We start from the raw sequence: 22,811 nt of genomic DNA on the forward strand, positions 1-22,811 counted from the left end.
TGCTGGAAGTCATGGGACGTCACGCTGGGTGGATCGCCCTCTACGGTGGCATGGCTGGCGGTGCAGATGTGATCCTCCTGCCTGAGATTCCCTTCAACTTCGAGCATATCGCGAAGGCCATCCGCAAGCGCGACGCCGCAGGGCGCCACAGCACGTTGGTCGTGGTGGCCGAAGGGGCCCGCATTGAATCAGGCGAACTGCTGACGAAGGAACGTGTGGGAGCCAAGGGCGAAGACCGCTTGGGCGGCATCGGTGACTACGTGGCGAAGCATATCGAAAAGGACACTGGCAAGGAAACGCGGTCCTGCACACTGGGCCATCTCCAACGCGGTGGCGCTCCCACAGCGCTGGATCGCATCCTCGGCGTACGCTTTGGTGCCAAGGCCGTGGAACTGATTGCTCAGGGCAGCTTTGGCCGCATGGTCAGCTACCAGCAATATCAGGTGGGCGACGTGCCGATCGAGGAAGCGGTGCATCAACTCCGCCTCGTGAGCAAGGACAGCGAGATCGTCCGCGCGTCCCGCGCGATTGGCATTTCCTTTGGCGACGAGTAGTCCGGGCCGCGCAGCCCGAGTGCAATCAACAAGAAAGCCGCCCCGTTGCATGGGGCGGCTTTTTAATATCTGCGTGGGCCGCTGCCTGCGGAACCCACGCAAAGGAGAGAGTAACCTTGAGGGCTATCAGGCAAGAGCCGCAAGGCGCTTGGTCAGGGCGTCTTTGGACTGCACGCCAACGACGGTTTCCACGGCCTTGCCGTCCTTGAAGAAGACCATCATCGGAATGGAGCGCACGCTGAACTGAGCCGCGAGATTCGGCGACTCGTCCACATTCACCTTGCCGATTTTCACCTTGTCGCCCTGCTCTTTGGCGAGATCATCCAAGATAGGACCCAGCATGCGGCAAGGGCCGCACCATTCAGCCCAGAAATCGACCAGCACGGGTACCGTGGATGACGTGACTTCAGATTCAAAATTTGCTTCGGTGATGGTGAGGACTGCTTCGCTGGCCATGGTGTCAGGTATTAAGGGTTTAAAAAGGGTTACGCATGCACGCTTGCATCAGAGGCACGCGAATCAACGAAAGTTTTCAGCAACTCCGGCTGAAAGGCGGAAAAAACGCGCAAATCGAATGTGGCGGTCAATCGAGTGGAGTGCGTGCCGGAAGCCAGTCAGGCAGGGCGCAGGTGAGGCGAGGTTGTTGCCAGACCAGGCGGAGGAATGTGCAAAACTCTTTCTTGCTGTGCGGCCTGATTCCGGGCTGAATGAAGTATAATGAAACAAATCCGTGACTCTACGGGCTTGGAAGGCCGGAAGCTGAAGCGTTTGTTGCATCAACTCTGCGAACGTGCGCAGGAGGATGTACGGAGAATTTCCGTGCATGAGGAGAGCGCCACGCACCAGCTGAGAGTGCGCGTGAAAAAGATGATGGCGCTGCTGCGACTGGCCCGTGCTGGGATCGAGAAACAGACCTTTCAGGCGATGGGCCAGCACCTGCGTGCGGTGAACAAGGCCTGCGCGGGCAGTCGCGAGCATGTGGTACAGAGCCGGCTTCTCGACAAACTTACCGGCCGTTTTCATCTCGCGCCCGACCAGCGCCCGCAGCTCAGCGCCCATCCGCTGAAAGCGCCTGCAGCCACGGAGCTGAATCATCCGTTGTTTGCCGTGGGTCAGCTTATCGAGAGCACCTGCATCCAGTCGCTGTCGGAGGATCAGATTATCACGGAACACGTGCGCTGCTATCGCAAGGGGCGCCAGCTCATGAAGCAGGCCTGTGAGACGAAGGACAAGCGCACGCTGCACCTGTGGCGGCACAGAGTGAAGGATCTCTATTTTCAAACGCTGGTGCTGCGGCACTTGCGCGGTGGACCGCGACGGATCCGACGCGCGAAGCGTCTCGGCCAGCTTCTGGGCCGGGATCAGGATCTCGCGAACCTGGCCGCAGAGCCGGCCTTTGCGCTGCGGCGCAGTCCGTGGGTGCAAGTGATCCATGAGCACCGGGACGAATTGCGTGAACGCTACCTCTCGCTCGGGCATCGGCTCTATGCCGCACCTTGGACGCGATTCAGTGAGAAGATGCTGAGGGATGGCTGAACCTCCGGCATGGCTCCGCTTTTTCATTCAAGCCCTGCGATGGCGCAGGTGGAACGACAAAGGGCTAGAGGCCGGCGGCTTGGCGGGCGGCTTGCACGAGGTGGATGAAGCGGGCGCGCTCACCGGTGGTGTCTGTGCCTTTGGACTGAGTGGCGAGGTTCAGGACGAGATCATGGTTCAGGCCGCCCAGTTGCTCGGCTCCGCGCAGCAGCAGGCCAAAGCCGACCACGGAGGTTTCAAAGACGAAATCTTCACGGGCGTTTTGCAGTGAGTACCCTCGGTCCATGACTTGGAGCTTGCTGCTGTCAAAGGGACCCACAGCCTGCGAGGTGAAGCGCGCGTTGGGCAGGATCACAGTGGCCACCTGACGGCTGCTGTCGCGCGGGATCTCGCCGCTGCCATTGGGCTGAAACTCATACCAGAGGACATGCGTGCCAGCGCTGCGGAGCTCCGCGGCGGCGAGGTGCCGCTCACACAGCATGCGGTACTGTTTAACGTTAGCCTGATCAAACGTGATCTGCAGTGGGAAGGCGGCTTCTTGTCCGATCACGGCGGACTGATCTGCCGGGACCTGGATCACGAGGCGGAGGAGACGATTTGTGGGATTCCATGGGCACGCGGCGACTTCGGCTTTCCAAGAGTGAATGTACAAATCAACCGCGCGGGCTGTTTTGGGCTCGGGCTTGGCGGGGGTCATCTGCGGTGAGGCAAATGCCTGCCCTTTGGCTTTGGGCGGCAGCGGCTTGATCTGCCCCGGACGCAGGCTGAACTGATTGGTGGCCTGCTTCGTCGTGCTCACAAAGGTGCCGTGTCCGGACGGGAGGGTGAAGCCCAGGCTGGGAGTCTGCGCGGGTGCTGCAGGCTTTTCATTCACCGGGGCAGCACTGGCAACGATCACGCTTTCCTTGGCGAGGGGGGCAGGTGCGGGTGTGACTTCGGCCACCTGCTTTTTCACCTGTGGCAGGGGTGCCGCTGGCAGCGTTGCCTTGGGTGCAGGCTTGGCAGCGGCCAGAAGCGGCGCGGGTGCGGGCTGTGGCTTCACCTCGGGGGTGGTGGGCAGTTTGGCCTTGGGTGGCAGGGCAGACATCTGCGAGGCGGACTTCACTGCGGGGCCGTACATCCACCCGGCGAGGAACGCGGCACCGCTGAAGGTGATGACCGCCGCCACTTTCACCAGCGCGCCCATGACGGGCCAGAAGACTTCACGCGAACGCTGGGAGGGCTTGCGCGGCAGCATCGGTTGAATGCGCCGTGGCAGATTCGATGGATGCAGCACCGCGTGGCGCTGCTCGTGCGTCAGGCGCGAGAGCGCAATCGGCGCGCCCTGCCTCAAGGCATCGGTCACGGCCTCGATCTGCTCCAGTTCGTGAGCGGCGGAGGGTGTGCTGGCCAGCACCGCGTGCAGATCACGCGCCTCTTCGGCGCTCAGTTCTCCGAGTGCGTAAGCCGTAAAATGGGGATTATCCTGGGGGTTCATGAATGGGTGGGGGAATATTCCTCGCTAATGTCGGTGCTCATCAGTTCGCGGAGTTTCTTGATGGCGTGGTGCATGATAAAGCCGACATTGCCGACGCTGAGTCCGGTGATGCCTGCGATTTCCTGATACGAGCAGTCATGCTGAAATTTGAGCCGTACCACCTCGCGCTGGTTCGGGCGGAGGCGGTCCACGCAGGTCCAGATGTGCTCATAGAGCTCATGCACGCTGGCGCTTTGCGCGGGGTCGGGCTCTTGATCCGTCGCGGCATTGATGACTTCATCGTTGCCAATGTCGAGCCGCTGCTCCTTGCGGAGGATGTCGAAGGCACGGTTCCGGCACACGGTGAAAAGCCAGGATTTGAGGTTCTCGCGGACGCGTTCCGGCTCGGTGAGGTAAAGCCGCAGCATGGAATCCTGCACGACATCGCGGGCACGCTCGATGTCGCCACCGAGGATGCTGGCTGTGTAGGCGATGAGAGTGCTTTCATGCTGGTCCAATGCCCGCCTGACCAGCACGGCGGCTTCATCCTGTACGTGGGGGTCGGGCATGCGTGAGTTCATGAATGGAACGGGCAGACACAGGGGAAAATTAGGGCGAAACAGAGATTGCCGTCATTTTTGGCCTTGGAAACCGCAATCTTTGCACACGTCCCGCCGTTGAGACAGGCACTGTGAGTGATTCCTCCTCTTCCACGACCTCGTTCTTTCTCATCCTGCTGGCCCTTGGGGGCGGCGTGTGGCTGGTGAAAGAGGCGCTCAGCCCTGCCGCGAAGCCTGCGCCCTCTGCCCCCGTTGAGGAAGCAACCTCACTCCCAAGCCGCGCGCTGGATGCCTCCCAAGCCAGCGGCGAAGCTCTGAACAACTCCATGAGCGACCAGTTAAAGTCTGTGCAAGGCATGGTCGGCGGCAGCTACGACGGCCAGACCTACGTGCCGCCCAACGGTAAAAAATAGCGACCGTGGTATGGATTTCGCATGACCGGGCTGAGTGGCGCGCGGGAGCAGGCGAAGGCGGCAGCTTCACCCAGTCAGGGTTGCGCCGCCGCACTCCAAATGACCTGGGGGTGTTCGCGAGGCTCACAGGGAGGGCGCTGGCGCGGCGAGTCATTCCTCGGAACACACGCCCACACCCGAAGCCCGCAACCGAAGTCACCTCTTCTCAGTCACGTCCTCATCGTTCGGGACGACGAGCACCGGGCAGTGGGCGCCTTTCAAAACATCGGCGGCGACGTTGCCTACCAGCAGGTGGTAGATCGTGCTGTGGTGGTGGGAGCCGAGGATGATGAGGTCGGCATTGCGACGCCGGGTTTCTGCAAGCACGGCAGCCACGCTGGCGTCGTCCAACTGCTCCACGCTGGCGCGCACGCCGAATTTGATCAGCGAGTCGCGCATTTCAAAAAGCTGCTCGGTCTGCTGATGCACCGCCTCCGGGGAGGGATCCTGCATGACCACGGGCGAGGCAATGCCGACGTCCACCACCACGGGAACCTTGGCCAGCACGTGGAGGATGATGACTTCGCTGTTAAAAGCGGTGGCAAGCGAGTGGGCGTGTTTGAGCACTTTGAAGGTGAGGTCGGAGAGATCGACCAGGGCAACGATGGTTTTCATAATTAGACGTTTTCTACGGGAAGTTTCACCACGAGAATGGAGCAGGGCAGCCGCGTGAGCAAGCGCTCCGCCGTGGAACCCAGCAGGACGTAGCGGAGATTGGTGCGCCCTTTACCACCAACGACAATGAGGTCTGCCTCAGACTGCTGCGCATGCTCGGCGATGCCATTGCCATGACTGAAGGCTTCATGCAGGACTTCGTTGGACTGGATCCCCTGCCCGGCATCGCCCACAAATTCATGCAGCTCTTTGTGGAGTCCTTGGGTGAAGACCTCCCGATCATCGAGAGTGGTCACCACGCTGGGCACACTGGTGTCGGCAAAGGGCGTGGGGTAGGCCATAGCCGACCAGGGCTCCTGACATACGTGCAAAAAGTCCACAGCGGCGCCATCCATGTGCGCGATGGCAGAAGCATGCGCGGCTACGGCGCGTGAGTTTTCAGAAAAATCGATGCAGGCGACGATCTTGCTAAACGGCTCCGGATGATTGGTGCGCACCAGCAGCACCGGCGTCTGCACTTTGCGCGCCAGCTTGCTGGAGATCGACCCCGCGCCTGCGGGCATCTCCCCTGCCCCGGCGATGCCTGCTACGAGCAGATCTGCTTGGAGGAGGCGGGCATGCTCCAGGATTTCATGCAGCGGCGTGCCCAGTGCGATGGTAACCTGGTAATTGGCCGGCGCGGGAGATTGCGCCATCCACTGTGACAGTGCGACGCCGGCGCCTTCGGTAGCCACGCGCGCCTGACTTTCAAAAGCCTCTTCGCGGCTGGACGCAAGGGCTGCGACTGCGGAGGAGTCCACCACATGCAGCACATGTACCTTGGCGCCATGCACCCCCGCGATGCGCACCGCCTGATCATAAGCGGTGCGTGATCCGGTGGAAAAATCCACGGCAACGAGAATGTGGGTGAGCTTGTTCATGGCGTGAGGATGTTGAGATTCATGCTGCAGCTAATCGCAGGCTGAAGGGGCATGATATGGGTTGTTCACCCCACTGATTGATCGCAGCACGCGTAGATTTTGGCCTTCTCAAAGTTTCTCAGGGGTTCGCTTCTTCGACCTCCCCTATGGGGTACACACCTCATTTCATCTCTCAGATTTCTGCCCCACTTTCCGCCCATGAAACCCACTCACCTCAAGAAAGCACTGCTTCTCCCCACCGTTGTTCTCACCCTCTCGCTGATGTCCTGCGCAGACCCTCAGTTTTATGCAGGAACCACCGGCGGCGGAAGAGGCTTCACCACCTACACCGCGCTTCCACCAAACTACTCTGGCAGCGCCTACCTGCTTGACGGCACTTACTACTCGGGCGGCCAATATCAAACCGGCAACTACAACTACCAGGGCCGCGCCTACCCCAGCCGCTACTATTACAACGGCCAGTACTATTACGGCGGCAACCACCGCGCGTACGGCAGCCCCCTTCCAGTGCAAAGCAACACCTACGTCCAGCAGAGCAACGGCTATCGCACTTACACCACGCTTCCTTCGAACTACTCGGGTAACGCGTATCTTTACAACGGACGCTATTACTCCGGTGGCCAGTATCAAAACGGGAACTACAACTATCAGGGCCGCACCTACCCGACACGTTACTTCTACAACGGCCAGTACTTCTACGGCGGCGACCATCGAGCCTACGGCAGTTCCCTCCCGGTGCGGACCAGTGTTTACGTTCGATAACACACCGCAGCGGCACTTCAGCGCATCATTGGCTTGCTGACTTGAATGGCACTCCGTTAACGCGGAGTGCTATTTTTTTGGGGCTGGTGACGGGCCACTCCATCACCTGACCGCCTCTCCCTCCACCACGCAGCGAAACCCATGGTTCGCATTCCCAAAGGAAACATCCGGCGGGAGGTGTCCGCGTGAAGACGGCTGCAGGTCTCTGCGCTCACGACTGACGTAGCCGCCGCCGCGAAAGGTGCGCTCCTTTTGCTGTGCATTCCACCAGTCCTGCACCCACTCGCTGACGTTTCCGCTCAGGTCATAGATTCCCTGGCGATTGGGCGGAAAGCTCATCACCGGCGCGGTGGTGGCGAAGCCGTCGGTGTAGCCTTCGATGGACGTGTAGCTCGGAAAGGCGGCATTGAGGGCGGTGTCGCCGTAGTTGCCGAAACCCATTGGTGGGGGCCACTGGGTGCTGCCCCAGGGAAACTCTTGAATGGCCTCACGACTCATCTTTTCCGGACTGTCTCCGGGCTGCCGCTTCTCCGCCGGGCCGAGGCCCATGGCCAGACTCCACTCGGCGTCTGTGGGCAGCCGATACTTCCGCCCCTCCTTCTCGCTCAGCCACTCGCAGAAACCGGCGGCGTCATTGTATTTCACATTACGCACCGGGTGGTCGCCGGCCTGATCCACAGCAGATTTGTCTGAGAAAAAGGGCGAGGCATTCACGCCCTTCACAGCGGCAGCATAGGCCCGGTAGTCCTGATTGCGCGTCTCGTGGATGCACATGAGCACCTGGGTGCCTGCCACCGGAATGAACTGCATGCCGAGGCTGTTGGTGAAGACAGGCTCCGGCGCGGTGAATGCGGGGGTCACAGCAGCCGTGGCCACGGCCTCTCCTGCGGCAGCTTGCACTTTTGGGCTGACCCTGGATTTGCCCTGCTCTGACCAAAGCACGAAGCCCACAAGTGCGGCCACGACACCGACCACCGGCACCCAAAATCCGAGATTAAGATTCCTGGCTGGCGGCGGCGCTGCCTGCCACTGCGGCGGGTGGTACGGCTGCCCTGCGGCGCGCTGCGGCCTTGCCATGGTGTTCAGGGCGGCGGGTGCGCTGCCCGCCTTCGCAGCCGGCTTCACCACGGGCTGCGCTATGATGGCATCCAGATCTCTGCGCAGTTCTACCACCGTCTGGTAGCGCAGCTCGCGGTCGTTGCGAAGCGCACGGCTGATGATGCCGTCATAGCGCGGATCCAGCCCCGGCACCTGGAGTGATGGCAGCTCAAACATCCCCTGTGGCAGGCCGCCGGTCAGCATGTGGTAGAGCATCACGCCCATGGCATAAATGTCCGCACGCTGATCCACCGACACGCCCAGCGCCAGCGCCTCCGGGGCGATGTAGTGCAGGGTCCCCATCGCCAGACCGCTCTGCGTCATGCCCGTGATCGGGGTGCCCTGGCTCATTTTCGCCAGGCCAAAATCTGCGACTTTCACCACGCCCTCATAGCCCACCATGATGTTCGCCGGCTTGATGTCCCGGTGCACGATGCCGCGCTCATGCGCGTACTTCAGCGCATCACACACATGCGCGGTGATCGCCATCGCGTGGGCAGCCGGCAGCCTCGTTTGCTGCATCATCATCTGGGCCACATCCGTGCCATCCACGAACTCCATGACGATGTACAGCATGCCGTTGGAGGTGCTGCCAAAGTCATACACGCCCACGATTCCGGGGTGGTTCAGCTTTGCCATGGCGAGGGCTTCATTGCGAAAGCGTTCGCTGTAGGTGGCGTCCGTGTCATCCAGCCCCGGCGGCAGAATTTTGATCGCCACCGGGCGGTCCAAATGTACCTGCATCCCCCGGTACACGGCGCCCATCCCACCGCGCCCGATCAGCGCGGTGATCTCATACTGCGGCAGCATTTCATGCAGATCCTCCGGCGTCGGCGGCTCCCAGCCCTGAGGTGATCCCGCAGTACTGGATCTCGGTGTCTCGGCGGAAGAGGATGGAGCGGACATGAAGCCTAGGCTGGTGCTGGTGAATTCTTACAAATCCATGCCAGCGGAGCCGTGGTATTGCACGAAAAAAGTGTGGGTGGTGAATGGCTGTGAACGACGGGCTAGGAGATGCTGGATGTGACCTTTAAGTTGCTTGGGGTATGCGTGCAGTGAGCGGGCCTGCGAAAGCGGGGGCCTGCGGTCGTGCCTCACAGCGCAACCCCTGTCCCTATCGGAGGCGCGAGCGCATCAATGGGGGCTGACTTGGACGTCGGAAGTGAAGACGACCAGGGAGCGTGACTGGATGCTGTATTTGCTGCCTTCTTCGAGCTCTGGGCTCTCCTTTGAGTCCTGGGTGGTGAGTCTAAGTTTCCAGGGCTCGGTGCCACCGGTGGGGGGCAGGACGAAGTCGATGTCTTCATGGTGGGCATTCATGATGACGCAGACGGAGTCACTGTGACGGGGTGTGCCAGCCTCGTCGATTTCGGTGGTGCTGCCTCCGGCAAGAACCATGCTGAAGCAACGGACAAATCCGGCATCCCAGTCTTCAGCGGTCATCTCGTGACCTTCCACATTCCACCATGACACGTCCTTGGGCCGCCCTTCAGCGAGGGGTTGGCCGGTGAGAAACGTTTTCCGGGAGAGGACAGGCTGTTCATTTCTGAGGGCAATGAGCTGTATGACGAACTCGCGCAGCCTCTCGACCTCGGCATCATCTTCCCAACTGAGCCAGGAGATGTCGTTGTCCTGGCAGTACGCGTTGTTGGTGCCTTTCTGGGAATGCCATCTTTCATCTCCCGCCAGGAGCATGGGCGCACCTTGACTGAGGAAAAGGGTGGCGAGGAAATTGCGCGCCTGGCGGAGTCTGAGCGCCTTGATGCTGGCGTCGTCTGTCTCACCTTCCGCGCCGCAGTTCCAACTGGCGTTGTTGTTGTCGCCATCGCGGTTGTCTTCGCCGTTGGCTTCGTTGTGCTTGCCGTCATAGCTGACCAGATCGCGCAGGCAAAAGCCATCATGGCAGGTGACAAAATTGACGCTGGCATGCGGACTGCGCCCGCTGTGGTCATAGAGATCTGCACTCCCGGTCAGACGCGCGGCCAGCTCGCCAGCGGTCCCCAGGCCCTTCCAAAACATCCGGACTTCATCACGATACCGGCCGTTCCATTCGGCCCAGCCGGTGGGGAAATTGCCCACCTGATAGCCACCCATGCCCACATCCCAGGGTTCGGCGATTAATTTCACGGTGGAGAGAACGGGGTCTTGGGCGATGGCGTCAAAAAAGGAGCTGAGCTTGTCCCAGCCTTGCAGCTCGCGGGCGAGGGCGCTGGCGAGGTCAAAGCGGAAGCCGTCCACATGCATTTCGGTGACCCAGTAGCGGAGGCTGTCCATGAGGAGGCGCAGGCCGGCGGTGTCCTGCATACTGAGGGTGTTGCCACAGCCGCTGAAGTCTTCGTAGTAGCGGCCGGTCTCCTGTGAGAGGCGGTAGTAGGAAGCGTTGTCGATGCCACGGAATGACAGCGTGGGCCCAAGTTGATTGCCCTCGGCGGTGTGATTGTAAACGACATCCAGGATCACCTCGATGCCGGCACCGTGGAGCCGCTTGACCATGCCTTTGAATTCACGCATGGCATCGTGCGGATCTGCCGTTGAGGCATAGCTGGGTTCGAAGGCGAAGAAGGAGAGAGTGTTGTAGCCCCAGTAATTCGAGAGGCCTTTTTCCATGAGGTAGGAGTCATCAAGATGATGGTGCACCGGCAGAAGTTCGATGGCGGTGACGCCGAGCTTTTTGAAGTAGGCCATGGCCTCGTCTGAAGAAAGCCCCGCATAGGTGCCGCGCAGGTTCTCGGGGATGGCATCTTTCAGCTTGGTGAAGCCCTTCACATGGAGTTCGTAAATGGAGGTGCGGTACCATGGGGTGGCTGGGGCTTTGTCCTCACCCCAGTCAAACGCGGGGTCGATCACCATGCCGAGCGGAGCAAAGGCGGCGGAGTCCCGACTGTCGAATGAGAGATCCTTTTCCTCATGGCCCAGCTCATAGGCAAAGAGTTCGGGCTTCCACTCCTTCAGCGGTCTGCCGATGGCGCGGGCATAGGGATCGAGCAGGAGCTTGTTGGAATTGAAGCGGTGACCGTTTTGCGGCTCATAGGGGCCGTGCACACGGTAGCCGTAAAGCTGGCCCGCTTTCAGTCCGGGCACGAGGCCATGCCAGATGTGATTGGTACGCTCTGGAAGGGTGATGCGGGTCTCTGCATAGTCCGCCTCAGGGTCAAACAGGCAGAGTTCCACCCGGGTGGCATTGGCGGAGAAAAGGGCGAAGTTGACCTCTTCTTCCACGACGGTGGCTCCCAGCGGAGTGGGAGTACCGGGAAGAATAAGACAGGAAACGGCATCGACCGCTTTTTCACCATGGGGGGGGGAGATTGTTTGCACATGCGTCCATCGAATTTGAGGCTGTTTTGGATGCATCAACCAAGGAACGACCCTGAATTTTACATGAGGGCCATTTGATACAACCGGCCGGGAGAGACGTGGCGATGTCTCTGTAGAAGCCCTGTGCTTCTCTCTGCAAACTTCCCCTCTATTTCAATGCCTGATCAAACAAGCAAGCCGGCCTCTCCTGACAAATCCCTTATGGATGTATTGCTGCACAAGGCGGGCATCTTAAAACCGCAGGATTCCATGCAAACGGCGGGAGACCGAATGCGCGCTGGTGGCCATGAAAGCATGCCGGTGGCAGACAACCTGAAGCTGGTGGGGATGGTGACTGATCCGAATCCGGACCAACAAGTGATGCGCTTTGGGCATGATCCCTCACGCACCCCTGTCTCGGAGAGCATGGACAAAAAAATCCTGTTCTGCTTCGAGGATGAAGACTGCACCACGGCCCTGCTCAGAATGGATGAGAATGGTGTGAAAAACCTGCCGGTAATGAAACGCGACATGAAAATGGTCGGAGTGGTGAGCAGGGAGGAAATCGTGGGCATCTCAGACGCGTCGAAGAGTTAGCAGCTTGGAGTGAAACCCTAGCCCTCCTCATCCATGTCTGGCGTATGCAATTCCACGCCGTGTACTTTCTCCGTTTCACGCGGTGTAGTGAGCACTTTATAAATGCACCAGCTAAACAAGGAGACGACGGTGCCGACAGATAGCAGCATGACGATAAGGCCGGAGGTGGTCATAAAAGAGGAGGTGTTCAGGGTTCGCGGTTAATCATGCTTGTTAAGGCCCTGCTCGGCGCGTTGGAAGGCCCTGGAACGGGAGGACAGCAGCGCAAAAAAGCCGGCAACAATGATCACCAATGCCACGCTGAGCTGCGCGGCCAAATTCGTCTCCACCGCTTTGCCATCCTTCACGCCGCCGATGAGATCGACCACGTAGGATGAGGCACTGCCGAAGGTGCGTGTACTGAGATCAAATCCAAACACACTGGTCAGCACCGTCAGAGAAAAGATCGCCAAGAGAAACACCGGGCAGATCCATTTCATGACACAACCAAAAAAACGCGGAATGCGGATGGCCGCGCCCTGATGTGCCTCCTTGAATCCGCGTTCAATGCCCCAATGCCAGCCAAAGATGATGATCTGGATCGTGGCGAGAATGAAGATGAGGAAAGTGCCCACCCAGAAATCCAGCGTATCGAGCGCCTTCAGCTCCTTGGTGAAAAAGACCACAAAACCCACGCCGAGCGTGGTCAGCAGTCCGAGGATCGTCACACTGACCTTGCGCCCCACATTCATCGCCTCTTCAAGAAAGGCGATCCCCGGCTGCAGCATGGAGATCGAGCTCGTGACCGCAGCTAGGAACAGCATGAAAAAGAACGCACCGCCAAAGAACGCACCCAGCGGCATCTTGGCAAACACCAGCGGCAGCACCGTGAAGCCGAGGCCAAAGGTGCCCTGCCCTGCCACGGAGGCCAGCCCCAGAAACGCCACCGCCGCCGGCACGGTGATGAGTCCGCCCAGCGCCACTTCGCAGAACTCGTTCGCACTGCTCGCCGTAAGGCCGCTGAGCACCACGTCGTCCTCTTTTCGCAGATAGCTCGCGTACACAATGATCACGCCAAAGCCCACCGAGAGGCTGAAGAAAATCTGCGCCGCCGCAGCCATCCACAGCAGCGGGTTTTGAAGCTGCTGCCAGGGAGTGATGGTGACCATCTTCAATGCACCACCGCTCGCCGCCACCTTCTGCTCCGCCGTCTTGATGGCCGCCGCACCCACCAATTCCTCCACCACTTTGGCCTCGCCCAGCGCAGGCTGCGTTCGTTCAATCTGCACCTTGCTGGGATTCCACATGTAGCCCAGGCCATTGACCACATTGTCATGCGGTTTGGCAGGATCAGGCGCCCCCAGGGTCATGACACGCGCCAGCACCAGCAGTGCCAGCACGATGAGAACGGGCATGCCGTAGTTGCACATCTTCTCGATACCCCCTGATATCCCACGAAAGATAAGCCAGAAGTTGAACACAAAAACGACCAGCAACCAGGGCAGCGCCGTGTCCCATGAGAACGATAAGGCGGAGCCATCGACAAGCTGCCCGCTCATGCTTTTAAACATCGCCACCGCCTGCTCCGTCGTCTTCAAATCCACGTTGCCCGTCCAGAATTTCACCGCATAGCCCAGACACCAGGATTCGATAAACACATAGTACATGTAGATCATCACCGGCACGATCACCCCGATGAGGCCGATGTATTTGGCCCAGCGCTTGTTCAAGATGGCCGCGAAGGCCCCCGGTGCCGAGTTGAACCCCTTGCCGCCCGCATAGCGCCCCATCGCCCACTCCGCCCAGCCAATCGGCAGGCCGATGATCAAAAACGAAATCGCATAGGCGATCATGAAAGCACCCCCGCCATACTGCGCCGCGAGGCCCGGAAAGCGGAGAAAATTCCCCAAGCCCACCGCACTGCCCGCCACGGCCATGATGACTCCAAGACGTGATCCCCAAGCTTCTTTCTTTTGCGACATAAAAACGACTGTAGGCAGCGCCCCGAATGACAACAAGGTTGGAGTTCGAGAAAGTGCCGTGAGTTTCTTCAAAAGCAGAACTCGCGCCAGTGCGCCAATGTGCGAAATTTTGCCACATTGATGCGCCCCAACCGTCTGCCACTCCTGCTTTTCGCCACCACGGTCCTCCTCATGGTGGGCTCGGTGCTATGGCTGCTCTGGGTTTCCAATACAGCTCCATCTGCGCAAGCCGCCCTGTCTCCGACAAAACAAAACTCGGGCACCACCAGCCCGGCAGGGCTCACAGCGATGCCGCAAGCACCTGCCTCAACCGCCCCACCCTCGGCACCCGCCAAACCAGCGACATCCCCCACCATCGTCCAACTCAACGTGCCCGGCTCCATGCCGAACGAGGCCCTGCTCACCTTCCGCACCCCCGAGGCCCTGGCCGCGTTTCGGGACCGCGCGGCAGCCCTCGGACTCGAAGTGATCGGATACGAGATCAAACTCCGCACCGCCCGGGTGCGCTTTCGGGACACGACGGCGCTTGAAAGGGATCTCAATGCGCATACCGAGGACTACACCCACGTCGGGCCGAATCTCATCACCCGCATCCCCGGTCTGCCGCTCCCTCTTGCGGAATCCGACACATCGAACGCGGGTGGGAACACCCCGTTTCGCAGCCAGGGCCTGGAGGCCATTGGCGCCAACGGCGACCGCACAAACTGGGGTCAGGGCGTCACCGTCGCCGTCATTGATTCCGGCATCACCAGCCACCCATCACTCGCGAGCACCAAGATCACCCACTACGACCTCGTCAACGACGGCAGCACCTTCAACGGCCACGGCACCGCGATGGCCTCCCTCATCGCAGGCAATGACTCAAACGTCAGCGGCGTCTCTCCAGCGGTCAAACTGCTCGACATCCGTGTGGCGGACACCAACGGCGAGAGCAACACCGCGCTGGTTTCATCCGCCATCATCAAAGCGACGGACCTTGGAGCCCGCGTCATCAACATCAGCCTCGGTGCGAATGGTTTTTCCCCTGTGCTTGATGAAGCCGTTCGTTACGCTCAAAGTCGCAATGTCGTGATCGTCGCTGCCGCAGGTAATGAGCAACTCACGGCCCTCTCTATGCCAGCCGGTATTGCAGGTGTGCTCAGTGTCGGTGCCGTCGATGCCAAAGGGACGCAGGCTTATTTTTCCAATTCAGGCGCGGGACTCACCCTCGTCGCGCCCGGTGTTGGCATCGTTTCGGGCTATGCTGAACAGAGATTCGTCATTGGCAGCGGGACCTCTCAGGCCACCGCGATCACTAGCGGCGTGGTGGCATATCTGCTGGGACGTGGATACTATGGGCCGAATATCATTCCGCTGCTCACCCGCACGGCAGAGCCGCTGCAAGCACCCGCCACGGCGGTGGGGGCGGGTTTGATTCAGGTGCCGAAGTGAGAAGAGGTCAGGCGGCTTCGCCGTCAAGAGGGGCAAGATTGTCAAGCAGCCACCTTTTGACCATACTTGACCCCGTTGACGCGCAGCACTTGACCTCTCGACCTCCGTCTCCTACTTCCCCGATGGCCCGCAACTACACGCTGCACAGCACGCACGAACCCAGCACCCGCATTGACTACAAGGCGGAGCTCAACGAGCAGCAGTATGCGGCGGTCACGAGTCCGCCGGGGCAGGCGCTGGTCATTGCAGGGGCAGGCAGCGGCAAGACGCGCACGCTGACGTATCGCGTTGCATGGCTGATGGACAACGGCATTCAGCCGGAGGCGATCCTGCTGCTCACGTTTACCAACAAGGCCGCGCGCGAGATGCAGCATCGGGTGCAAGAACTCGTCACTCAAGATGCCACTCGCATCTGGGGCGGCACCTTCCATTCCATCGGCAACCGCATTCTGCGCTACAACGCCGAACGACTGGGCTATCGCAAAGGTTTCTCCATCATGGACCGCGAGGACCAGAAGGACCTCATGGAAACCGTGCTCGGCAGCAGTGGCATCGACACCACCACCTACCGCTTTCCCAAAGCCGAAGTGCTGGGAGACATCTTCTCTCTCGCTGACAACACGCTCTGCGCCCTCAAGGAAATCATCAACACGCGCTATCCCTACTTTGAGGAAGTCGCCAGCGGCATTCTCAAGATGCGCACGCTCTATCAAGAGAAGAAGCGCGAGACCAACTGCATGGACTTCGATGACCTGCTGGCGCTCACCGTACAGTTGCTGGAGGAAAATGAAGACCTGATGGAGCGCTACCGCACGCAGTTTGAGTTCGTCCTCGTCGATGAGTATCAAGACACCAACAGCCTCCAGTGTCGCATGGTGGAACTGCTCACCGGACCGCAGGGAAATCTCATGGTCGTGGGTGATGACGCGCAGTCTATTTATTCTTGGCGTGGGGCGGATGTCTCCAACATCCTTGAATTTGACCAGCACTGGCCCCGGGCCCGCGTGCATAAGATTGAAGTGAACTATCGCAGCGTGCCGGAGGTGCTCAATCTTGCCAATGCGGCCATCGCCATGAACCGTGGCCAGATTCCGAAAAATTTGGTTCCCGCTCGTGAGTCGAAGGGCATGCTGCCCGCGCTCGTCTCGCTCGACAGCTCATCGGCGCAGGCGGCCTTCGTGGCTCAGCGCATCCTGGAACTGCAGGACGAAGGCACGGAACTCAACGATATCGCCGTCCTCTACCGTGCGCATTTCCACAGCATGGAAATCCAGATGGAGCTCACCCAGCGCGGCATCCCGTTTCAGATCACCAGCGGGCTGCGGTTCTTTGAGCAGGCGCATGTCAAAGATGTGGCCGCGTTCATGAAGTTTGCGGTGAATCGTCAGGATGAGGTCAGCTTCATGCGCATGGTGCGACTCGTCGAAGGCATCGGCAATGTCAGTGCTGCGAAGCTGTGGCAGGACTGGCTGAAGTCTGATGCCGCGAAGGCCGAGACGATGCCGTCCAGTTTCTCCGCCGTGCTCCTCCCACTCAAAGTACCAAAGAAAGCAAAAACCACCTGGGAGCAGTTTGCCTACACTCTCGATGAACTCATCGACAAGGAGGGAAAAGTGGCCGCACCGGCGCAGATGATCCGTAGCATCACCGACGGCGTCTATGATGACTATATGAAGGCGAAGTTCAAAAACTACGAGCAGCGCCAGCAGGACCTTGAGCAGCTCAGCAACTTCAGCGACCGCTTCACCGACCCGCTCGAATTCCTCAGCCAGCTCTCCCTGCTCAGCGGGGTGGACACCGACAACAAACCCGCCCAGCAGCAGCAACAGGACCGCGACGCCGTCACCCTTACCACAGGGCATCAGGCCAAAGGACTGGAGTGGAACGTCGTCTTCGCCGTCTGGCTGGCCGATGGCATGTTCCCCCACAAACGCGCCATCGATGAAGGCGGAGACGCCGCCCTGGAAGAGGAGCGCCGCCTCTTCTACGTCACTGTGACCCGCGCTAAAGACGAACTCTACCTCACCTACCCCGTCATCAATCACCAAGCCCGCGATGGGGACATCATGATGCGTCCGTCACGCTTCATCACGGATCTGCCGAAGGATTTGGTGGAAGTCTGGAATGTGAAGAGCGGGTGGTGAGTATCAGCTGTAAAACCCATGTAAAACTTGCAATGCATCCGCCGCTTTCGAAGACTCAGATCGACATGCACAATAGTCTTTATCATTGCGCATTTGCTTTGATTAAAGGCGAAATTTTTCTGGACTATGTTACTGACCCGAACGTGCCAGGCTTCTTCACAAAGCGAAAGCTCAGAAAAGCGATAAAGACTTTTCAAAAGGTCATCTCCATCAATCCGAGGAATTGGAATGCCATGTTTGCTATTGCGAAAGTGCATCAGCGATTAGGAGACATGCAGGCATCTTTCGAATGGTTGTTAAAAGCGCGGGAGTTTGCGCCGGACAACCCCAGCCTGGCAAAAGAGACAGCACTCACAGCAGCCCATCTTGGAACGTATGACAAGTCGATCGAAGTATCCATCGAAGCTATTTCAGTAAAACCCGACGACCCTGTACTTCACTCCAATCTCGGCATGTCTTTTCTTCTCGCCAACAGACCAGATGAAGCAGTTAATTCCTTCAAAGAGGCCTTGCGACTGGAGCCTCGACATCCAGCAACTACAAGACTCCTTTCTTACGCGAAATATGTTCAAGCTGGACACTTTCCCGTGCCAAAGTCTGAGCGGGAAATCATTCAAAACCTCCCAAGAACCGCCTAACAGGCGAATCAAGTACATCGATGACGACCATTGTCCTGCCCTTTGTTGTAATCGGAGCAGTCTTCGTCTTCCTGAATTGGTCTTGCCTGATCACATCTTTAGCCACCAAAAAACACCACTCCATGGTGCCTCCTCTTGGCGGCCTGCTGATATTGATAGGCTTGCTCTTCGACCCTCAATGGCGACTTAAGGCCTGGGTGGGGCTGGTAGTCGATCCTGGATTCTGGGCTATGATTATTGGCCTACCGTGGATCATTTTTCAGCTCCGCCGTTCTTCGGAATCCCGTTTAGAGTTAAGGTTGTCCGGGCAATCTGAACAATTGGAGGTTCAGCTTCGCTTGTTTCGCCCTGACTATTACGAGATCAAGCTGACGCGAATACCTGTGTCGAACCGACTCGGATGGCAGTCACTTTGTTCCTTGGGCACCTGGATACAGCACGATGGACGCATCGAACTCGTTTCACACACTAACAAGCCCGATATGCCCTCAAGAGCTGTGTTAGTCCGATCTTTGGACTCCCTCGAATATAGCGTTACAGAATCGACCTTGATTTTGCCTGGTCCAAATGAAGCGCCGGAACTGCCACCCGTTTCATTTCATTTCAAAATCGAATAATCCATCTCCCCGCCCTCCTCAATCCATCACATCAATCAGCTCCACAAGGAAGTGCAGTGTCGCATTCGGCGGGATGCCGGAGCCGGACTGGCCCTGCAGGCCATAGCCCAGGTAACCGGGGATTTCGAGTTCGATCATGCCGCCTTTGCCCACCAGCTGCAAGCCTTCGGTCCAGCCTTTGACGACCTGATTAAGACCAAAGGTGGTCGGCATGCCACGCGCATAGGAGCTGTCAAAGAGACGTCCGTTGAAAAGCCAGCCCTGGTAGTTCGCCACCACCTTCTGCTGAGCGGTAGGCTTGACTCCTGTCCCTGGACGCAGAATGCGGTATTTCAGGCCTGACTCGGTCGTGGTGAAGGTCTTGGCAGCTTTTGAGCTGATCTCTCCCGCCCCCTCGGGAAGCTTGGGGAAAGGCACAGTTTCTTCCGCCATGCCCCCCCCTGCCGCCATGAGCAGCCCCCCCAGCAGAGCGACTCCCATGATGCGGGGACGACGAAGGGACGAAATGAGGCTGGAGCGGAAGGAGTTCATTGACCAGAACTGACGTAATGACCGACTTTCGTCAAGCGTTTAGCCACGATGCCGAATGCCTGATGAGACAGCAGGGGAAAAGCGCAGCCGGTGTCTCGTGGGAGATCTACGGTCACTGAGATGAAAGCTGGAACACGGATTCCTCGAAAATTCGCACGGAGGTCTTTTATCTGCTACAAGACACTCAGGACTAAACCATGCCTGACTACAACATCATCAGCACTGACCAATGGCAGATCATGCTGCCAAGTGACTGGGCGCAGAAGCCGCAGACCGACGGGCCCGGCTCGTTTTATTTCGAAGCCAGTGACGGGAACAAGGGGGCTTACATTTCCGTCTTCACTCGCACGGACCCCGACTCCCCTGCCCTGGCAGACCTCGCGGCCTGGCGTGAAAAGGAAATTCTCAATCTGCATGCGATGATCGATCACGATTGGGATATCCTCGAAGAGTGGGAGCATGATGAAGGCGGCACGGCCATTTCTGCGAGCGACTGCCTGGAACGCACCACCAACTACCGCATCGTCTGTCTGCGCATGACGCAGTTTCCCTGGCTCGTTCGCGTGAGCCTGCATGACTACAACTGCACGGACTATGAGACCTCGAAGCAGGCTTTTCTGCCGCTGATCGATTCGTTCGCGCCAGTCTTTGCGTAGAGACGGTCAAGTGTCGAGCATTGACCCTCTTGACCATTCCTTGACCGCTCCGTCACAACGACGCCGTAGTCATGGCTGCTGCTGCCTCGACTTCATTCACATAAGGTTCGCCGGTGATTTTTTCGATCTTCTCCCGGTTTTCTTCCTCGCTCAGCGGCGGCACTTCCTCGCCGTTCGAGGAGGCGGTTCCATGCCAGCTCACATGCCAGGCCTCGCGCTTCCAGCCGCCTTCCACCCGCGTGAAGGTGTAGTGGAGTTTCGGTTTCCGAAAGCCGAAGCCATCATCAATCGGGCCAATGGCCATCTGGACCTTCAGGGGCTTGGCCTCGGCGATCTGCTTAATTTCGATAGGGGTTTGGGATCTGTCGCCTTTGAGCAGGAAGTGGTCTTCCTTTTCCTCGGTCAGCCCATCACGGTGGAAGACATTGATGGACCAGTCATAGGCGGGAAAGGTCTGGGCGATTTCCCACATGGTGGGCTTCTTCTCTGCGGGCAGTTTAACCACGTCCTCAATGATTTTCTCGGCCATCGCAGGCCGCTTGACGAGGAGGAAACGCTCCTCCTGGGCTCTCTCCGCCCGTTGTGCGGGCGTCTCGCAGCCGGTGAGCAGCAACATCAGAGACAGGGCGGCAAAAGGGGCGGTCCGAAATTTCATGTGTATTGACTGGCGAGGTATGTCTGACTGGAATGATATAGGCCAGTTTTCCGGGGATCAAAGGGTGATCTCTTTATCCCGCGCACATATCCTGCCAGCATTTTCAGGAGTTTGCCATCGGCTCTCTGCCTCCCCCGCTAAAGGATTCAGAAAAGATCTGAAACTTCCTTTCGGCCCCTGCGTTTAACCCGCCATCGACCCGGACCACCGGACGATTCCCTCATGAAAACGCACCTCTGCCTCCTCCTTGCCAGTGCTCTCCTCGTCACCGGCCTCCAGGCCGACAATGAAGTCTATCGCACCTGGACTGACACCCAAGGACGAAAGCTGGAGGCGACTTTCCGGGGTATCGAAAACGGCAATGTCTTCCTCCAAGTGCGCAATGGATACGTCTATCGACTCTCATTGGACAAACTCTCAGCGGTCGATCAGGAAGCTGCCAAGACCCTCAAGCCCGAAGGTCTCGGCATTCCCTCCGATCCCAATCTCGCCCAAGCCGCAGCGCAGATCGACATGTTGGTCGAAGCCGGACTGAAGAAAGCTGATCAGAAGCCCAACCCGCTTGCTTCCGATGAACAGTTCGTCCGCCGCGTCTTTCTCGATCTCGCGGGCCGCATTCCCACCCGTGAGGAAGCGCTGGAATTCATCAATGACACCAGCCTTTCAAAACGTGCGAAAGTGATCGACCGGCTGCTGGACTCCGAGGGTTACCGCAGCCATCTGTTCAACTACTTTGCCGACATGCTGCGCATGGCGGATGTGGCCCAGAAGGCGCGCTTTTACACCTACCAAGACTGGTTGAAAGGGCAGATCGCCGAGAATGTGCCGTGGGACAAGGTCGTCCATTCCATGATGACTGCGGACGGCAAACTGCTGGAAAATGGTGCCACCGGCTACCTGCTGCGTGACGCTGGCATGCGGCTGGACAATCTCAGCCTCACGCTCAGCACCTTCATCGGCGCCAACGTCTCCTGCGCGCAATGCCATGACCACCCCTTTGCTGACTGGACGCAGCGCCAGTTCTATGAAATGGCGGCCTTTTTTGGTGCCACGGAGACTTACGGTGCCAAAGGCAATGCAGGTGGTGGCATGCAGGGCATGCGCAAGTTGATTGCCTCTCTGGATGACAGAAGAATGCAACAGCAGGCGAAGAACGTCCTGCGCGTCAATGGACTGGCGGTCGAAGACTCCAGTACGAACGATTTGAAGCTGCCGGATGATTACAAATACCCGGATGCCAAGCCCGGGGATCTCGTCACCCCCAAGCTCATCACTTGGAGCGATGACAAAGCCAAGAAAGCCTATCAAGGCGTGCAGACCACCAAGCATGATGAGCAACTGCGCGAGCAATTTGCCAAATGGATGACCTCGCCGGACAATCCGCGCTTTGGCATGACCATTGCCAACCGCATGTGGAAGCACATTTTCGGTGTAGGCGTGAAGGAACCGGTCTCTGATATCGATGACCCGAACGCCAGCGTGAATCCGGCGCTGTTGCACCATCTCGCCCATGAAATGGTGCGCTTCAAATTCGACCTCAAGCAGTTCCTGCGCGTGCTGTGCAATACCCAGACCTACCAGCGTGAGGCCACCAGCCATGAACTGGCGGACAATACACCCTACCTTTTCCCCGGTCCGATTCTCCGCCGCATGACTGCCGAACAGGCCTGGGACTCCTGCGCCACGCTCGTCGTCGGTGCCGACGTGGACAAATTCAAAGGCCATCGCGGAGAAACCTACGCCAAGGCGATGAACATCGACTTCAGCCAGGATGCCTCCCCGGATGTCGTGAAAGGCCAGATCGAAAACGCCATCGCGAGCATGCGCCAGTTTGGCGGCGGCAAGGGAGATGGCAATCCCAAGAAAAATGCGAGGAAGAAGCGCATGATGAAACAGAACGCTGACAATGAGGAAGACCTTACCCTCGCGCCGCCGGTGCGCGACGGGCTGGTGCTGGCCCGTGCCTCCGAGCTTCCACAGCCAGAAAAAGACCAGCATTTCCTGCGCATGTTTGGGCAAAGTGATCGCCAGATCGCCGACAGCGAAAGCGAGGAGGGCAGCATTCCGCAGGTGCTCATGCTCATGAATGGCGAGGCCCAGCGTGTCATCGGCCAGAACGATTCACTCGTGGTGAAAACTGCTAGCGCGCAGAAAACACAGGAGCAGCAGGTGGACAGCCTCTACCTCAGCTTCTTCAGCCGCAAACCCAAGCCCGATGAAAGCGCTAATGCAATCGCGGGACTCAACAACGGCATGACCATGCGTGACCTGACCTGGGTGCTGTTCAACACCCGTGAATTCATCTTCGTGGAATAATCACACACCCCTTCACTG

General features: G+C 58.9%; 22 protein-coding genes. 11 read left to right on the forward strand and 11 right to left on the reverse strand.

What is annotated here, in order from left to right:
- Positions 1–554: 6-phosphofructokinase (locus PSV43_RS11605; RefSeq protein ID WP_300196942.1), on the forward strand; the 554-nt coding region annotated here is incomplete at its 5' end.
- Between the two features lie 126 nt (positions 555–680).
- On the opposite strand, the gene trxA is transcribed toward PSV43_RS11605, so the two are convergent.
- Positions 681–1,010 (reverse strand): thioredoxin, encoded by a 330-nt coding sequence (gene trxA / locus PSV43_RS11610; RefSeq protein WP_300196944.1) that lies wholly within the window; start codon positions 1,008–1,010, stop codon positions 681–683.
- A gap of 261 nt (positions 1,011–1,271) precedes the next feature.
- Between trxA and PSV43_RS11615 the strand changes: the two genes are divergently transcribed.
- Positions 1,272–2,090, forward strand: coding sequence for a CHAD domain-containing protein (locus PSV43_RS11615; RefSeq protein WP_300196946.1), 819 nt, complete (start codon positions 1,272–1,274; stop codon positions 2,088–2,090).
- A 64-nt stretch (positions 2,091–2,154) separates the two neighbouring features.
- On the opposite strand, the gene PSV43_RS11620 is transcribed toward PSV43_RS11615, so the two are convergent.
- Together PSV43_RS11620 and PSV43_RS11625 are read right to left on the reverse strand one after the other, a co-directional pair.
- Positions 2,155–3,567 (reverse strand): YfbK domain-containing protein, encoded by a 1,413-nt coding sequence (locus tag PSV43_RS11620; protein WP_300196948.1) that lies wholly within the window; start codon positions 3,565–3,567, stop codon positions 2,155–2,157.
- Positions 3,564–4,115: a sigma-70 family RNA polymerase sigma factor gene (locus PSV43_RS11625; protein ID WP_300196950.1), complete on the reverse strand. Its 552-nt coding sequence runs from the start codon at positions 4,113–4,115 to the stop codon at positions 3,564–3,566. The genes PSV43_RS11620 and PSV43_RS11625 overlap by 4 nt, the downstream gene beginning before the upstream one ends.
- 122 nt (positions 4,116–4,237) lie before the next feature.
- On the opposite strand from PSV43_RS11625, the gene PSV43_RS11630 reads away from it, so the two are divergent.
- A complete protein-coding gene (locus PSV43_RS11630; RefSeq protein ID WP_300196952.1) occupies positions 4,238–4,519 on the forward strand; it encodes a hypothetical protein in 282 nt (93 codons plus the stop codon).
- Positions 4,520–4,714: 195 nt separating this feature from the next.
- Here PSV43_RS11630 and PSV43_RS11635 read toward each other — a convergent pair whose 3' ends face one another.
- Positions 4,715–5,173, reverse strand: a complete 459-nt coding sequence (locus tag PSV43_RS11635; RefSeq protein ID WP_300196954.1) for a universal stress protein — start codon at positions 5,171–5,173, stop codon at positions 4,715–4,717.
- A 2-nt stretch (positions 5,174–5,175) separates the two neighbouring features.
- Positions 5,176–6,093, reverse strand: coding sequence for a universal stress protein (locus PSV43_RS11640; RefSeq protein WP_300196956.1), 918 nt, complete (start codon positions 6,091–6,093; stop codon positions 5,176–5,178).
- Positions 6,094–6,291: 198 nt separating this feature from the next.
- Between PSV43_RS11640 and PSV43_RS11645 the strand changes: the two genes are divergently transcribed.
- Complete coding sequence (locus tag PSV43_RS11645) at positions 6,292–6,855, forward strand: hypothetical protein (protein ID WP_300196958.1); 564 nt, start codon at positions 6,292–6,294, stop codon at positions 6,853–6,855.
- A gap of 102 nt (positions 6,856–6,957) precedes the next feature.
- On the opposite strand, the gene PSV43_RS11650 is transcribed toward PSV43_RS11645, so the two are convergent.
- Together PSV43_RS11650 and glgX are read right to left on the reverse strand one after the other, a co-directional pair.
- On the reverse strand, positions 6,958–8,859 hold the full coding sequence (locus PSV43_RS11650) for a bifunctional serine/threonine-protein kinase/formylglycine-generating enzyme family protein (protein WP_300196960.1): 1,902 nt from the start codon (positions 8,857–8,859) through the stop codon (positions 6,958–6,960).
- A gap of 228 nt (positions 8,860–9,087) precedes the next feature.
- Positions 9,088–11,268 carry a glycogen debranching protein GlgX gene (glgX, locus tag PSV43_RS11655; RefSeq protein WP_300196962.1) on the reverse strand — a complete coding sequence of 727 codons (2,181 nt, stop codon included), beginning with the start codon at positions 11,266–11,268 and terminating at the stop codon, positions 9,088–9,090.
- Positions 11,269–11,424: 156 nt separating this feature from the next.
- On the opposite strand from glgX, the gene PSV43_RS11660 reads away from it, so the two are divergent.
- Positions 11,425–11,844, forward strand: a complete 420-nt coding sequence (locus tag PSV43_RS11660) for a CBS domain-containing protein (protein ID WP_300196964.1) — start codon at positions 11,425–11,427, stop codon at positions 11,842–11,844.
- A 17-nt stretch (positions 11,845–11,861) separates the two neighbouring features.
- Here the strand turns inward: PSV43_RS11660 and PSV43_RS11665 are convergent, their stop codons facing one another.
- Both PSV43_RS11665 and PSV43_RS11670 read right to left on the reverse strand, forming a co-directional pair.
- The gene (locus PSV43_RS11665) at positions 11,862–12,017 is read right to left on the reverse strand and encodes a hypothetical protein (RefSeq protein ID WP_300196966.1); all 156 of its coding nucleotides are present in this window, start codon (positions 12,015–12,017) and stop codon (positions 11,862–11,864) included.
- A 27-nt stretch (positions 12,018–12,044) separates the two neighbouring features.
- On the reverse strand, positions 12,045–13,805 hold the full coding sequence (locus PSV43_RS11670; protein WP_300196968.1) for a hypothetical protein: 1,761 nt from the start codon (positions 13,803–13,805) through the stop codon (positions 12,045–12,047).
- Between the two features lie 120 nt (positions 13,806–13,925).
- Between PSV43_RS11670 and PSV43_RS11675 the strand changes: the two genes are divergently transcribed.
- The 4 genes from PSV43_RS11675 (at position 13,926) to PSV43_RS11690 (ending at position 18,635) form a co-directional block, all read left to right on the forward strand.
- Positions 13,926–15,236: a S8 family serine peptidase gene (locus tag PSV43_RS11675; protein WP_300196969.1), complete on the forward strand. Its 1,311-nt coding sequence runs from the start codon at positions 13,926–13,928 to the stop codon at positions 15,234–15,236.
- Positions 15,237–15,358: 122 nt separating this feature from the next.
- The gene (locus PSV43_RS11680; protein WP_300196971.1) at positions 15,359–17,380 is read left to right on the forward strand and encodes an ATP-dependent helicase; all 2,022 of its coding nucleotides are present in this window, start codon (positions 15,359–15,361) and stop codon (positions 17,378–17,380) included.
- A 65-nt stretch (positions 17,381–17,445) separates the two neighbouring features.
- A complete protein-coding gene (locus tag PSV43_RS11685) occupies positions 17,446–18,018 on the forward strand; it encodes a tetratricopeptide repeat protein (RefSeq protein ID WP_300196973.1) in 573 nt (190 codons plus the stop codon).
- Positions 18,019–18,038: 20 nt separating this feature from the next.
- Complete coding sequence (locus PSV43_RS11690; protein WP_300196975.1) at positions 18,039–18,635, forward strand: hypothetical protein; 597 nt, start codon at positions 18,039–18,041, stop codon at positions 18,633–18,635.
- Positions 18,636–18,653: 18 nt separating this feature from the next.
- Here PSV43_RS11690 and PSV43_RS11695 read toward each other — a convergent pair whose 3' ends face one another.
- On the reverse strand, positions 18,654–19,115 hold the full coding sequence (locus PSV43_RS11695) for an FKBP-type peptidyl-prolyl cis-trans isomerase (RefSeq protein WP_300196977.1): 462 nt from the start codon (positions 19,113–19,115) through the stop codon (positions 18,654–18,656).
- Between the two features lie 248 nt (positions 19,116–19,363).
- Between PSV43_RS11695 and PSV43_RS11700 the strand changes: the two genes are divergently transcribed.
- Entirely contained in the window at positions 19,364–19,822 is a 459-nt protein-coding gene (locus PSV43_RS11700) for a hypothetical protein (RefSeq protein WP_300196979.1), read from the forward strand.
- 52 nt (positions 19,823–19,874) lie between these two features.
- Here the strand turns inward: PSV43_RS11700 and PSV43_RS11705 are convergent, their stop codons facing one another.
- Positions 19,875–20,477, reverse strand: coding sequence for a hypothetical protein (locus PSV43_RS11705; protein ID WP_300196981.1), 603 nt, complete (start codon positions 20,475–20,477; stop codon positions 19,875–19,877).
- Positions 20,478–20,699: 222 nt separating this feature from the next.
- Here PSV43_RS11705 and PSV43_RS11710 point away from each other — a divergent pair, with 222 nt between their 5' ends.
- Positions 20,700–22,793 (forward strand): DUF1549 domain-containing protein, encoded by a 2,094-nt coding sequence (locus tag PSV43_RS11710; RefSeq protein WP_300196983.1) that lies wholly within the window; start codon positions 20,700–20,702, stop codon positions 22,791–22,793.
- The last annotated feature ends 18 nt before the right edge of the window (positions 22,794–22,811 follow it).

This window comes from Prosthecobacter sp. (assembly GCF_029946185.1).
In the GTDB taxonomy this organism is placed as follows: Bacteria; Verrucomicrobiota; Verrucomicrobiia; order Verrucomicrobiales; family Verrucomicrobiaceae; genus Prosthecobacter.

Excerpts from the sequence above, each read along its gene's own strand:
- trxA (WP_300196944.1), bottom strand. The coding sequence starts at position 1,010 with ATGGCCAGCGAAGCAGTCCTCACCATCACCGAAGCAAATTTTGAATCT.
- PSV43_RS11615 (WP_300196946.1), top strand. The coding sequence starts at position 1,272 with ATGAAACAAATCCGTGACTCTACGGGCTTGGAAGGCCGGAAGCTGAAG.
- PSV43_RS11620 (WP_300196948.1), bottom strand. The coding sequence starts at position 3,567 with ATGAACCCCCAGGATAATCCCCATTTTACGGCTTACGCACTCGGAGAA.
- PSV43_RS11625 (WP_300196950.1), bottom strand. The coding sequence starts at position 4,115 with ATGCCCGACCCCCACGTACAGGATGAAGCCGCCGTGCTGGTCAGGCGG.
- PSV43_RS11635 (WP_300196954.1), bottom strand. The coding sequence starts at position 5,173 with ATGAAAACCATCGTTGCCCTGGTCGATCTCTCCGACCTCACCTTCAAA.
- PSV43_RS11640 (WP_300196956.1), bottom strand. The coding sequence starts at position 6,093 with ATGAACAAGCTCACCCACATTCTCGTTGCCGTGGATTTTTCCACCGGA.
- PSV43_RS11645 (WP_300196958.1), top strand. The coding sequence starts at position 6,292 with ATGAAACCCACTCACCTCAAGAAAGCACTGCTTCTCCCCACCGTTGTT.
- PSV43_RS11650 (WP_300196960.1), bottom strand. The coding sequence starts at position 8,859 with ATGTCCGCTCCATCCTCTTCCGCCGAGACACCGAGATCCAGTACTGCG.
- PSV43_RS11660 (WP_300196964.1), top strand. The coding sequence starts at position 11,425 with ATGCCTGATCAAACAAGCAAGCCGGCCTCTCCTGACAAATCCCTTATG.
- PSV43_RS11665 (WP_300196966.1), bottom strand. The coding sequence starts at position 12,017 with ATGACCACCTCCGGCCTTATCGTCATGCTGCTATCTGTCGGCACCGTC.
- PSV43_RS11670 (WP_300196968.1), bottom strand. The coding sequence starts at position 13,805 with ATGTCGCAAAAGAAAGAAGCTTGGGGATCACGTCTTGGAGTCATCATG.
- PSV43_RS11675 (WP_300196969.1), top strand. The coding sequence starts at position 13,926 with ATGCGCCCCAACCGTCTGCCACTCCTGCTTTTCGCCACCACGGTCCTC.
- PSV43_RS11680 (WP_300196971.1), top strand. The coding sequence starts at position 15,359 with ATGGCCCGCAACTACACGCTGCACAGCACGCACGAACCCAGCACCCGC.
- PSV43_RS11685 (WP_300196973.1), top strand. The coding sequence starts at position 17,446 with ATGCACAATAGTCTTTATCATTGCGCATTTGCTTTGATTAAAGGCGAA.
- PSV43_RS11690 (WP_300196975.1), top strand. The coding sequence starts at position 18,039 with ATGACGACCATTGTCCTGCCCTTTGTTGTAATCGGAGCAGTCTTCGTC.
- PSV43_RS11695 (WP_300196977.1), bottom strand. The coding sequence starts at position 19,115 with ATGGGAGTCGCTCTGCTGGGGGGGCTGCTCATGGCGGCAGGGGGGGGC.
- PSV43_RS11700 (WP_300196979.1), top strand. The coding sequence starts at position 19,364 with ATGCCTGACTACAACATCATCAGCACTGACCAATGGCAGATCATGCTG.
- PSV43_RS11705 (WP_300196981.1), bottom strand. The coding sequence starts at position 20,477 with ATGAAATTTCGGACCGCCCCTTTTGCCGCCCTGTCTCTGATGTTGCTG.
- PSV43_RS11710 (WP_300196983.1), top strand. The coding sequence starts at position 20,700 with ATGAAAACGCACCTCTGCCTCCTCCTTGCCAGTGCTCTCCTCGTCACC.